12 protein-coding genes, 3 tRNA genes and 1 pseudogene are annotated in these 10,725 nt (G+C 58.2%); 6 read left to right on the top strand and 10 right to left on the bottom strand.

Annotation, left to right across the window (positions count from 1 at the left end):
* Positions 1-231: 231 nt before the first annotated feature.
* The 3 genes from F8N62_RS21485 to F8N62_RS21475 form a co-directional block, all read right to left on the bottom strand.
* Positions 232-335 (bottom strand) — tRNA-Leu (locus tag F8N62_RS21485).
* A gap of 54 nt (positions 336-389) precedes the next feature.
* Positions 390-465 (bottom strand) — tRNA-His (locus tag F8N62_RS21480).
* A 32-nt stretch (positions 466-497) separates the two neighbouring features.
* Positions 498-574 (bottom strand) — tRNA-Arg (locus F8N62_RS21475).
* A 275-nt stretch (positions 575-849) separates the two neighbouring features.
* On the opposite strand from F8N62_RS21475, the gene folD reads away from it, so the two are divergent.
* Together folD and pbpG are read left to right on the top strand one after the other, a co-directional pair.
* A complete protein-coding gene (gene folD, locus F8N62_RS21470) occupies positions 850-1,704 on the top strand; it encodes a bifunctional methylenetetrahydrofolate dehydrogenase/methenyltetrahydrofolate cyclohydrolase FolD (protein WP_150712567.1) in 855 nt (284 codons plus the stop codon).
* A gap of 239 nt (positions 1,705-1,943) precedes the next feature.
* Positions 1,944-2,882 carry a D-alanyl-D-alanine endopeptidase gene (pbpG, locus tag F8N62_RS21465; protein WP_150712566.1) on the top strand — a complete coding sequence of 313 codons (939 nt, stop codon included), beginning with the start codon at positions 1,944-1,946 and terminating at the stop codon, positions 2,880-2,882.
* Positions 2,883-3,096: 214 nt separating this feature from the next.
* Here pbpG and F8N62_RS21460 read toward each other — a convergent pair whose 3' ends face one another.
* The 3 genes from F8N62_RS21460 to F8N62_RS21450 all read right to left on the bottom strand — a co-directional run bounded on the left by F8N62_RS21460 (position 3,097) and on the right by F8N62_RS21450 (position 4,362).
* Complete coding sequence (locus F8N62_RS21460; RefSeq protein WP_150712565.1) at positions 3,097-3,312, bottom strand: hypothetical protein; 216 nt, start codon at positions 3,310-3,312, stop codon at positions 3,097-3,099.
* Positions 3,313-3,331: 19 nt separating this feature from the next.
* A complete protein-coding gene (locus tag F8N62_RS21455) occupies positions 3,332-3,538 on the bottom strand; it encodes a DUF6021 family protein (protein WP_150712564.1) in 207 nt (68 codons plus the stop codon).
* A 95-nt stretch (positions 3,539-3,633) separates the two neighbouring features.
* The gene (locus F8N62_RS21450) at positions 3,634-4,362 is read right to left on the bottom strand and encodes a peptidase C39 family protein (protein WP_150712563.1); all 729 of its coding nucleotides are present in this window, start codon (positions 4,360-4,362) and stop codon (positions 3,634-3,636) included.
* A gap of 167 nt (positions 4,363-4,529) precedes the next feature.
* On the opposite strand from F8N62_RS21450, the gene F8N62_RS31540 reads away from it, so the two are divergent.
* Entirely contained in the window at positions 4,530-4,697 is a 168-nt protein-coding gene (locus F8N62_RS31540) for a hypothetical protein (protein WP_191632414.1), read from the top strand.
* Positions 4,698-4,775: 78 nt separating this feature from the next.
* Here F8N62_RS31540 and F8N62_RS21445 read toward each other — a convergent pair whose 3' ends face one another.
* Both F8N62_RS21445 and F8N62_RS21440 read right to left on the bottom strand, forming a co-directional pair.
* Positions 4,776-5,525, bottom strand: coding sequence for a TerC family protein (locus tag F8N62_RS21445; protein ID WP_150712562.1), 750 nt, complete (start codon positions 5,523-5,525; stop codon positions 4,776-4,778).
* Between the two features lie 28 nt (positions 5,526-5,553).
* Positions 5,554-5,796 (bottom strand): hypothetical protein, encoded by a 243-nt coding sequence (locus F8N62_RS21440; protein WP_150712561.1) that lies wholly within the window; start codon positions 5,794-5,796, stop codon positions 5,554-5,556.
* 277 nt (positions 5,797-6,073) lie between these two features.
* Here F8N62_RS21440 and nhaR point away from each other — a divergent pair, with 277 nt between their 5' ends.
* Entirely contained in the window at positions 6,074-6,973 is a 900-nt protein-coding gene (gene nhaR, locus F8N62_RS21435; protein ID WP_150712560.1) for a transcriptional activator NhaR, read from the top strand.
* Between the two features lie 3 nt (positions 6,974-6,976).
* Here nhaR and F8N62_RS21430 read toward each other — a convergent pair whose 3' ends face one another.
* Positions 6,977-8,131: an MFS transporter gene (locus F8N62_RS21430; RefSeq protein WP_150712559.1), complete on the bottom strand. Its 1,155-nt coding sequence runs from the start codon at positions 8,129-8,131 to the stop codon at positions 6,977-6,979.
* Between the two features lie 280 nt (positions 8,132-8,411).
* Between F8N62_RS21430 and sstT the strand changes: the two are divergent.
* Positions 8,412-9,643, top strand: a pseudogene (gene sstT / locus F8N62_RS21425) (serine/threonine transporter SstT).
* Between the two features lie 183 nt (positions 9,644-9,826).
* On the opposite strand, the gene F8N62_RS21420 reads toward sstT, so the two are convergent.
* Positions 9,827-10,336 carry a DUF1993 family protein gene (locus tag F8N62_RS21420; protein WP_150712558.1) on the bottom strand — a complete coding sequence of 170 codons (510 nt, stop codon included), beginning with the start codon at positions 10,334-10,336 and terminating at the stop codon, positions 9,827-9,829.
* 139 nt (positions 10,337-10,475) lie between these two features.
* Between F8N62_RS21420 and F8N62_RS21415 the strand changes: the two genes are divergently transcribed.
* The coding region (locus F8N62_RS21415; protein ID WP_150712557.1) for a DUF480 domain-containing protein at positions 10,476-10,725 on the top strand (250 nt) is incomplete at its 3' end.

Here is a 10,725-nt window from a genome sequence, read left to right as displayed (position 1 = left end):
GGCCGTTTCCGACCCCAGAATCAAGGGCATGCATTCTAGTAGGTCAAACTCAAGAAGTCACCCTACTGAAAACGGGTAAAAACGCAGCAGGCAATTTATAGGTGCGAATGCGCGAAAGCATCTCGCCCCGGTGACAAATACAGCTGATCACGCCAGAGCTCTGCGCCAACCCTTCTATGTCTAGAAGAGCTGCCCATCATTTGCGTGGCGGCCGACCTTGCGAGCACGGCCGGCGGGCAGCGCAGTATCATCGAGAAACATAAATACGACGAACTCTTACACCTTGCGGCGCTGGAACCTAAATCCAGTGTGTCTACCAATTCCACCACATCCGCGTGTAGCCGTTAAAGCAAAGGCGCCAGACTGTTAATCTGGCGCCTTTCGAAATATGGGGTGGACGATGGGGATCGAACCCACGACAACGGGAGTCACAATCCCGTGCTCTACCAACTGAGCTACGCCCACCATATCGCGTTACTTGTGCCTAAGCTGCCTAATGGCGCACCCGGCAGGACTCGAACCTGCGACCATCCGCTTAGAAGGCGGATGCTCTATCCAGCTGAGCTACGGGCGCCTTGTTAATCTGTACCCTTGAAGGACTACAAACTAAGTGCTTTTCAGTCTTGCAGAATCGTAATTCCACTTGACCTTCTCAACCAGTGCTAGGCTGTGCCCGACAAGTGCGACGAATAGTATAGAGCCCCCTCTAGGGCGTCAAATCCTTTTTAAAAAAAATTCATTTAATTAAAGGGGTTAGGGGAATTTGCGGACCAAGCGCCTTTGCCCTCACGTCGTGACATGCGAGAATGCGTTCTCTTTTTTTCCCCTCTCGATGGTTAATCACGCGCAATGACTGCACAACTAATCGACGGCAAATCGATCGCCGCCAGCCTGCGCCAGCAGATCGCCAAACGTGTCACCGAGCGTCGCCAGCAAGGCCTGCGCACGCCCGGTCTCGCGGTGATCCTGGTCGGCAGCGATCCTGCCTCTCAGGTTTATGTCTCGCACAAGCGTAAAGACTGTGAAGAGGTCGGCTTCCTTTCCCAAGCCTACGACCTGCCTTCCGAAACCACTCAAGAAGCGCTGACCGACTTGATCGATCGCCTGAACAACGATCCGGCAATCGACGGCGTTCTGCTTCAGCTTCCTTTGCCTGAACACCTGGATGCTTCCAAATTGCTGGAGCGTATCCGCCCCGACAAAGACGTCGACGGTTTCCATCCTTATAACGTCGGCCGCCTGGCCCAGCGTATTCCGTTGCTGCGTCCGTGCACGCCCAAAGGGATCATGACGCTGCTGGAAAGCACCGGTGCCGATCTTTACGGGATGGATGCAGTCGTCGTTGGCGCTTCCAACATCGTGGGGCGCCCGATGGCGATGGAATTGCTGCTGGCCGGTTGCACAGTGACCGTCACCCATCGCTTCACCAAGGATCTGGCGGGCCACGTCGGCCGCGCCGACCTGGTGGTGGTCGCCGCCGGCAAGCCCGGCCTGGTCAAGGGTGAGTGGATCAAGGAAGGCGCAATCGTGATCGACGTCGGCATCAACCGTCAGGACGACGGCAAACTGGTTGGCGACGTTATCTACGAAACCGCCCTGCCCCGTGCCGGCTGGATCACACCAGTGCCGGGCGGTGTTGGCCCGATGACCCGTGCCTGCCTTCTGGAAAACACGCTGTACGCGGCTGAAACTTTGCACAGCTGAGTTCACGCTTGCACCTCAGAGCCGAACAAAAAGACCCCGCCAATGGCGGGGTTCTTTTTGCCTGTCGATCGGCCCCTACCATTCGCCGGAAACCTGCTGTTTTGTAGGGGTTTTCAAGGACTTTCACCTGTTCATTGAACAACCATCGACAGTTCTTCAGCCATACTCCTAAAATGCGTCGGTTTTCAAGAAACAACCCGTTACAGAACGGCTTATCCACACCTTATGAGTCTGCCAGCGTGAAAATCCGCCTTTCCATCCTGAGCCTATTGTTTGCATTTACAGGGACGTTCATCACGCCAGCGGTCTATGCCGCTGAAACCACCGCGGCACCTCGAGATACAAAACAACTCAAGCTGGCTTCCGGTAGCTCTTTGCTGCTGGATATGCAGACCAACAAAGTGATCTATGCCAGCAACCCCGACGTGGTTGTCCCTATCGCCTCCGTCAGCAAATTGATGACCGGTCTTGTCGTGGTTGAAGCCAGGCAAAACATGGACGAGTACATCAATATCAACATCAGCGATACGCCAGAAATGAAAGGCGTGTTTTCCCGGGTGAAACTCAAAAGCGAATTGCCGCGCAGGGAAATGCTGCTGATCGCGCTGATGTCCTCGGAAAACCGCGCAGCCGCGAGCCTGGCGCACCACTATCCGGGCGGCTATGTCGCGTTCATTGCCGCGATGAACGCAAAGGCCAAGGCGCTGGGCATGACCAGCACCCACTTCGTCGAACCGACCGGCCTCTCCCCTCGTAACGTCTCTACCGCACGCGATCTGAGCAAATTGCTGATCGCTGCGCACAAGTACCCGTTATTGACCGAGTTGAGCACGACCAAGGAAAAAACCGTCTCGTTCCGCAAGCCCAATTACAGCCTGGGTTTTCGCAATACCGACCATTTGGTCGGCAAGCCGAACTGGGATATCAAGTTGACGAAAACCGGTTTTACCAACGAAGCAGGTCATTGTCTGGTGTTGGTGACGACCATGGGCAACCGCCCGGTTGCGCTGGTGATCCTGGACGCCTTTGGCAAGTACACGCACTTTGCGGATGCCAGCCGTATTCGCAGCTGGGTTGAGACTGGCAAGGGGGCGAACGTTCCGTCTGTCGCGTTGCAGTACAAGTCGGACAAGAACCTGAAGCAACGGCAGAGTGGGGTTGTTGAAGCGTCGAAGTAACGGCTTGCAAAACCGGCGCGCTTCGCAGGCGTAGTCGCCCACATTCTCTGATCGGAAACGGTTAGCTGTGGGAGCGAGCCTGCTCGCGAAGGCGTCGCATCAGTCGACATCAATGTTGGATGTGAATGCGCATTCGCGAGCAGGCTCGCTCCCACAGGGGTAACCCGTTTCAGCCATTACCGCGGAAACGGATATACACCCAAACGACCAGCCATCAATCGTTCGGCAACGGCATCTGATCATCATCAGGAATGCCATCTCCCTCACTCGGATCCCCCGCCCCCTGTGGCCGCTCTTCCGGATTCACCACGGGCCTGGCGAGCGGATCACGCAAAGGACTGTCCGGATCCATCACCGGGTCAATATCGTCCTCGGGCGTGGTCGGCACACTGTCCGGGCGTTTATCGTCAAAACTCGAATCAGTAGACATACGCACCTCACACTGAACGTCAGGGTTTCAAATCCGCGAGCGGGTCGTAGGGTTTGGCGGGTTTCTTGCCCTCCTCGCCCGGTTTTTCATCCAGGGCCGCCTTGGCCGGTCCGATGGGATCAACCTGAGGATCGGAAACGTCCGGCGAATCCGGGTCAAAACCCAACTCGTCGCCTGATGAATGCTCAGACGAGTGTGGGCCGGAAGGTGTTTGAGGCTCTGTCATACATTCCTCCTTGGGACTGCCCCGGAAAAATCCGCAGGCTTATCCCTCAGAGGCCGCAAGCGCCACGCCGTGCGATGCAGATGACGAACGGACGCTTACTCGGCGCTCAGCGCCTTTTTCGCACGAGCAGCCGCCTGCTCCTGACCGGCCTGAGCCAGATCGTCCGCCGCTTTCAACCAGCGTTGCCGGTCGACATTGGCCGGAATCTGGTTCGGCTTCTGGATCAATACCGCCCAACCGCCCGCCTCTTTAAACGATGACTCAAACGAACTGAAGCTCATCAACTCCCGACGATTCATCCCGGCCCGCAGCAGCACGGTCTGCTTCTGCCGGTTGTAACCGGCGAGAATGGCGTAACGCGGCGCTGTCCAGAACGCCGAGCCTTCAGTGAATCGCACCATCACCGGATAACCCGCCGCCACCTGAGTCAGCAGCGCAGGCAGATGACTGTCGAGTGGATAAACGACCATGCCGTATTCGCGGGCAAGGTTCTGCATGTTCTGCTGCAACTGCGCTTCAGCGCCCGGCACTCGCAGCGGTTTCTCAAGCAAGCCTGGCGTAATCACGATGCCCTGTTGGGCCAACAGACTGGCCAACACCTGAGGCCCGCTCTGGAAGCTTTGACCTCGGTAGAACGTGCCGCTGAGTTCCACGCGTTCCGGCAGACGCTTGACCTCGGGTGCAACACTCCCCGCGCAGCCCGCCAGACCCACCAAGCAACCGGCAATCAATGCTGCCATTCGAATTCGCGACATTACCCGCACCATCATCACTCTCTTGTTCAATCGCCGGTGATCCGTGCTCCCGGCCTGGCCGTCGATCATAGGACGCCGCGCGGCGGCGGTATAGCCTTAACCGGCAGTTGAACGGATTCGATAGAGCGAACGGGTTGGTACCAGGCGACCTTTGGTCAATAGCCTGAAACACAGCAGCGACTAGACTGTCAGTTGCAAAGAGTGTGAGCCCGTCGCAGGGCGAAGAGGAGGCACTGATGAGCCTGACGATGACCATAATCATGTTGATTTCCGGCTGGCTAGCCGTCGCCGCCGCCATGTTGTGGGGAGTGCTGCGGATTACCCGGCGCCACCATCACCCGATTCCCTCGGAAAAGTGCACGGAGGCCGAGAAACCGACTGCAGGTCACGCCACGGCGCACTGATCGGCAGATTAAAATACCCAAACGAAAACGGCCGCCTGAACTCTCGCGAGTGAAGGCGGCCGTTTTGTTTAACCCAGGTTACGCTTCAGCGGTCACGCGCTTCTGCTTGGCCCGGCGGTGCATCATGTTCAAGATCTCGATCGTTGCCGAGAACGTCATCGCTGCGTAGACGTAGCCTTTCGGTACGTGGGCGCCGAAGCCTTCAGCGATCAGCGTCATGCCGATCATGATCAGGAAGCCCAGCGCCAGCATGACCACCGTCGGGTTGTCATTGATGAACTTGGCCAACGGGTCAGCCGCGAGCAACATCACCAACACCGACACCACCACCGCGATGATCATGATCGGCAAATGCTCGGTCATACCGACGGCGGTAATGATGCTGTCGATGGAGAACACCATGTCCAGCATCAGGATCTGACCGATCGCGGCGGCGAAGCCCAGGGTCACGGTCGAAGTCGCCGACTTCGGATCTTCCGGCGCCGGGTCCATGCTGTGATGGATCTCGGTGGTCGCCTTCCACAACAGGAACAGGCCACCGGCAATCAGGATCATGTCTTTCCAGGAGAACGCGTGGCCGAGAATCTCGATCACCGGCGTCGTCAGCTGGACAATAAACGCGATGGTGCTCAGCAGTGCCAGTCGCAGGATCAGCGCCATGCCGATGCCAATACGCCGCGCTTTCTGACGGTGCTGCTCCGGCAGTTTATTGGTCAGGATCGAGATGAAGATCAGGTTGTCGATGCCGAGCACGATTTCCATCACCACCAACGTGGCCAGAGCGACCCAGGCGGTAGGGCTTGCAGCAAGTTCTAAAAGGTATTCCATGGGTCAGTCCTGACTCGTTTAAGACGGTTTAAATTTCCTGGGACGAAGATTGGCTTTTCGCTTGGTCTTCTTCCGATGATTCTTTCTTGCTGATCAACCCGCCAGTGGCATCGCTGATCGCTTGCTCGGCGGCCTTGTGGGTGTCGTCGATTGCCTGTTTGGCGGTTTCGGCAGCCTTGCCCATCAGTTGCTGAGCGCTTTTTTCGGCCTGGTCGCAACCGGCCAGTAACAGTAAAGACGTAATCAGCAGCGCCGTGGTGGTGAGCTTCATGGTGCATTCCTCGATAGAACAATCCGGGCAGAGACGCTGGCCCGTTGATAGCGACGCATTCTAGAGAGGCGAACACTTCAGTAAAATTCGTATTTTTAGCGGTTATACTTCGGTTTTTACGAACTCTCGCGCCCGTAGGAGCTGTCGAGTGAAACGAGGCTGCGATCTTTTGATCCTGCTTTAAAAGATCGCAGCCTCGTTTCACTCGACAGCTCCTACGGGCTCCTACCAGCTCCTACCAGCTCCTACAGAAGATACGGATCGGGATATCACCACAATGTTGAATTATCGACAGCTGCATTACTTCTGGGTGGTGGCCAAGACCGGCAGCATCGTGCGCGCCTGCGAACAGCTGAACCTGACGCCACAAACCATCAGTGGGCAGATTTCCTTGCTCGAACAAACCTATGGCATCGAATTGTTTCGCCGGGTGGGCCGACAGCTGGAGCTCACCGAGGCCGGGCGCCAGACCCTGCCCTACGCCGAGCAGATGTTTCAGCTCGGCGGTGAACTGGAATTGATGCTGCGCGCGCAGCCTAACGAGCAGCAGATTCTGTTTCGGGTGGGTGTCGCGGACGTCGTGCCCAAGTCCATCGTCTATCGACTGATCGCGCCAACCATGGAGTTGAGCGAGCCGCTACGCATTACCTGTCGCGAAGACAAACTCGAACGCCTGCTGGCCGATCTGGCGATTCAGCGACTCGACCTGGTGATCTCCGACAGCCCGATGCCGTCGCACCTCGACATCAAGGGTTACAGCCAGAAGCTCGGGGAATGCGGGATCAGCTTCTTCGCCACCGCCGCATTGGCGGCGCAGTATGGCGAGGATTTCCCGCGCAGCCTGCACGGTGCGCCGTTGCTGATTCCTGGCCCGGAGACGGTGGTGCGCAGTCGCTTGCAGCGCTGGTTTGCCGAGCAGCAGATCCAGCCGCGAATCGTCGGCGAATTTGATGACAGCGCTTTGATGCAGGCGTTTGGTCAATCCGGCAGCGGGATCTTCATCGGCCCGAGCGTGATTGCCGATGAAGTGAAACGCCAGTACGGCGTAGAGCTGATGGGCCAGACCGACGCGGTGACCGAGTCGTTCTACGCGATTTCGGTGGAACGCAAGGTCAAGCACCCCGGCATCGTTGCGATTACCGAAGGTGCCCGACGCGAGCTGTTCACCGAGATATGAGTATCAGGCGCAGACTTCCCGGGGCTTGAAGGTCATCAGCGCCATGGCTAACAGGATCGACACCAGGATAAAACCGGCTGCCGCAAACCCGAGACCACCCAGGCCCACGCTGTTGATTACCCGTCCACCGACCATCGCGCCCAGGCCAATCCCGAGGTTGGCCCCGGCAATGTTCAGAGACGCGGCAAACGCCGGCGCTTCCGGCGCGGCCTTCATCAAACGCACATGACTGACCAGGAACAATGCCGCCTGGGTCACGCCCCAGATGCCCATCGCCGCCGCCAGACCGAGCGGCGAATGGATGTTCGGCACCAGCGCCACCATGCCGGCAATCATGAACGCGCAAAACGTCACGGAAGCGATCAGCGGATGACGATCCACCGCACGACCGCCCAACGAGTTGCCAATCAAGCCCACCGCGCCGAAGCCCATCAGGCACCAGCCGACCACCGTACCGTTGAAACCGGCGAGCCGCTCGAGAATGTCCGCCAGGTAGGTGTAGGCGGTAAACATGCCGCTGAACACCAGGATCGACAACAGCACATGCCCGATCATCAGCGGGCTGCGCAGGATTCTGAACTGCGAACGGAAGCTCACCTGATGCTGGTGCAGATTGGTTTTTGGCAGGTAGATAAACAGCAGCAACGCCTTGGCAAACGCGATCACCGCCAGAATGCCGAAGGCACTGCGCCAGCCAAACGCATCGGAAATCAGCGTGCCCACCGGGATGCCGAACACCGTGGCGCAAACGATGCCGAAGCCGATCTTGGCAATCGCGCGTCCGGCGTATTCCGGCCCGACGATGTCGACCGCCGTCTCACTGGCCAGCGCCCAGAACACCGGCAGCCCGAGCGCCGGAATCAGGCGAGCGACTGACATCACCCAGATGTTCGGCGCAAACGCCGCGAGGGTGTTGGCCAGACCGAACATGATCAACACCGAGATAAACAGCTTGCGTCGTTCAAATCGGGCGAAGTAGGCGGTCAGGAAAGGCCCGAACGCGGCGACGGTGAAGGCGAACAGGGTCACCAGCAAACCCGCCTGGGGGATGGTGACTTCAAGGTCTCGGGCAATCGCCGGCAGCAGGCCGACGATGACGAATTCCGTGGTCAGCACCGTGAAACCGGCGGCGGACAACAGAAGGATAGGCAACAGCATGCACAACTCCAGAAAACGACGACACCAGCGATAGCCCGGAGGCCCACTGGCAGACATGAAAATGAGGATGGGCAATCTTAACAGAGTGTTTCCGAAGGCGGTTGCACGAACCTGCCGATCTCGTTTAACAAATGAGTGACAGTTCGTCACAGGTCTGAAGGACGGTGCCGACGCTGTGATAAAGTCCGCGACCTGCGATTTGTACACCCTGCTCATCCGCCATTGATTGGCGTCGATGTGGCAACAGCCCCGCACCTAATAAAATCAGAGATGCCGTTTTATGACTGCTTCAACCCTTCCGCTATTGCAACGCTTGAAACGCTTGAGCCTGGTCACGCAGATTGTCATTGGCCTGATCGCCGGGATTGCCTTGGCGCTGGTCGCGCCTGAAGTGGCGAAGTCCACTGCGTTCATTGGCAAAGTGTTCGTCTCGGCGCTGAAAGCTGTCGCACCGATTCTGGTGTTCGTGTTGGTCATGGCATCGATCGCCAACCACAAGCACGGCCAGGAAACCCACATCCGACCGATCCTGTTCCTGTACCTGCTTGGCACGTTGCCGCGGCGGTAGTCGCAGTCGTCGCCAGCATGCTGTTCCCGTCGAGCCTGGTGCTGGCCACCCATGACGTCGCGGTGACCGCGCCGGGCGGGATCAGTGAAGTGCTGCAAAGTCTGCTGTTGAGCGTGGTCGACAACCCGGTCAGCGCACTGATGAATGCCAATTTCATCGGCATTCTGGCGTGGGCCATCGGCATGGGCATTGCCATTCGCCATGCCGGTGCGACCACGCGCGAGGTGCTCGGCGACTTGTCCAACGGCGTGACCCTGATCGTGCGCCTGGTGATTCGTTTTGCGCCGCTGGGGATTTTCGGCCTGGTGGCTTCGACCCTCGCCACTTCCGGTTTCGGTGCCTTGCTCGGCTACGCCCATCTGCTGGCGGTGCTGCTGGGCTGCATGCTGTTTGTGGCGTTGGTGATGAACCCGATGATCGTGTTCTGGAAACTGCGTCGCAACCCGTACCCGCTGGTGATCATGTGCCTGCGCGAGAGCGGCATCACCGCGTTTTTCACCCGCAGCTCGGCGGCGAACATTCCGGTCAACCTGGAATTGAGCAAGCGCCTGGGCCTGCATGAAGACACTTATTCGGTTTCGATTCCGCTGGGCGCGACCATCAACATGGCCGGCGCGGCGATCACCATCACCGTGCTGACGCTGGCGGCTGTGCATACGCTGGGTATCGCCGTGGACATTCCGACCGCCATTCTGCTGAGCGTCGTCGCGGCGATCTGTGCCTGCGGCGCTTCGGGTGTGGCCGGCGGTTCGTTGTTGCTGATTCCACTGGCGTGCAGCCTGTTCGGCATACCGAGTGAAATCGCCATGCAGGTGGTGGCGGTGGGTTTCATTATTGGTGTGTTGCAGGATTCGGCGGAGACTGCGCTGAATTCATCGACTGATGTGCTGTTTACTGCGGCGGCTTGCCTCGGCGAAGAAGAGAAAGCCGAGCGGTTGGCTTAGGCAAGATCAAGGGATCGCAGCCTCGTTTCACTCGACAGCTCCTACGCCGGTCTCTGTAGGAGCTGGTAGGAGCTGGTAGGAGCTGGTAGGAGCTGTCGAGTGAAACGAGGCTGCGATCTTTTAACCAACAAAAAAAGCCCGCCAAGGCGTAAACCTTGGCGGGCTTTTTTGTGCCCGGACGCTTTAGAACGCGCCCATGTAATCGCGCTTGCCCACTTCCACACCATTGTGACGCAGCAATGCGTAAGCGGTGGTGACGTGAAAAAAGAACTGCGGCAGGCCGTAGCTCAGCAGGTAAGCCTGGCCGGTGAAGCGCTTCTCTTTCGGCGTGCCCTGGCGGGTGATGATTTCGATGCCTTCCTTGCCATTGATCTGCTCGGGCTTGATCTCGCCGATGTAGCCCAGAACCTTGGCGATCAGCGCTTGCAGCTCGGCGAAGGTGGTTTCGGTGTCGTCGTACTTCGGCAGTTCGACTTCGGCCAGACGCGAAGAAACGCCCTTGGCGAAATCTACGGCGATCTGCACCTGACGCACCAGCGGGAACATGTCCGGGTACAGGCGGGCTTGCAGGAAAGCGTTCGGATCGATGTTCTTGGCGGTGGCGTGGGCTTCAGCCTTGGTCAGAACGTTGCTCAGCGCGGTGAGCAGTTGCGTGAAAACCGGAACGGAAGCGTCATACAGGGAAATGGTCATGGCAGTCTCGTGTGGTAACAGGAGTGAAAAGTGGGTCGATTATAGCGATGCGCGACGCTCCTGCGACTTGTCTTTTATCCAGCAAGGATTAGGCTAGGCGGCTTCGACTGCAGGCTTCGACAGCAAAGGGAAAAGCGTGATGAGCACTGAGCAAGAAACCACCTTCGACGAGCCACGCCTCAACAGCACGGAAATCCGCATTCTGGGTTCGTTGATCGAGAAACAGGCCACCAGCCCGGAAACCTATCCGCTGACCCTCAATGCCTTGGTGATCGCCTGCAACCAGAAAACCAGCCGCGAGCCGGTGATGAACCTGACCCCGGGCCAGGTCGGCCAGAGCCTGCGCGCCCTTGAAGGTCGCGGATTCACCAAACTGGTAATGGGCAGCC

It is taken from the genome of Pseudomonas fluorescens (assembly GCF_902497785.1).
Lineage (GTDB): Bacteria > Pseudomonadota > Gammaproteobacteria > Pseudomonadales > Pseudomonadaceae > Aquipseudomonas > Aquipseudomonas fluorescens_BO.
The sequence above is the reverse complement of the archived record's forward strand: the minus strand, read 5'-3'. Positions and strand labels throughout refer to the sequence as shown.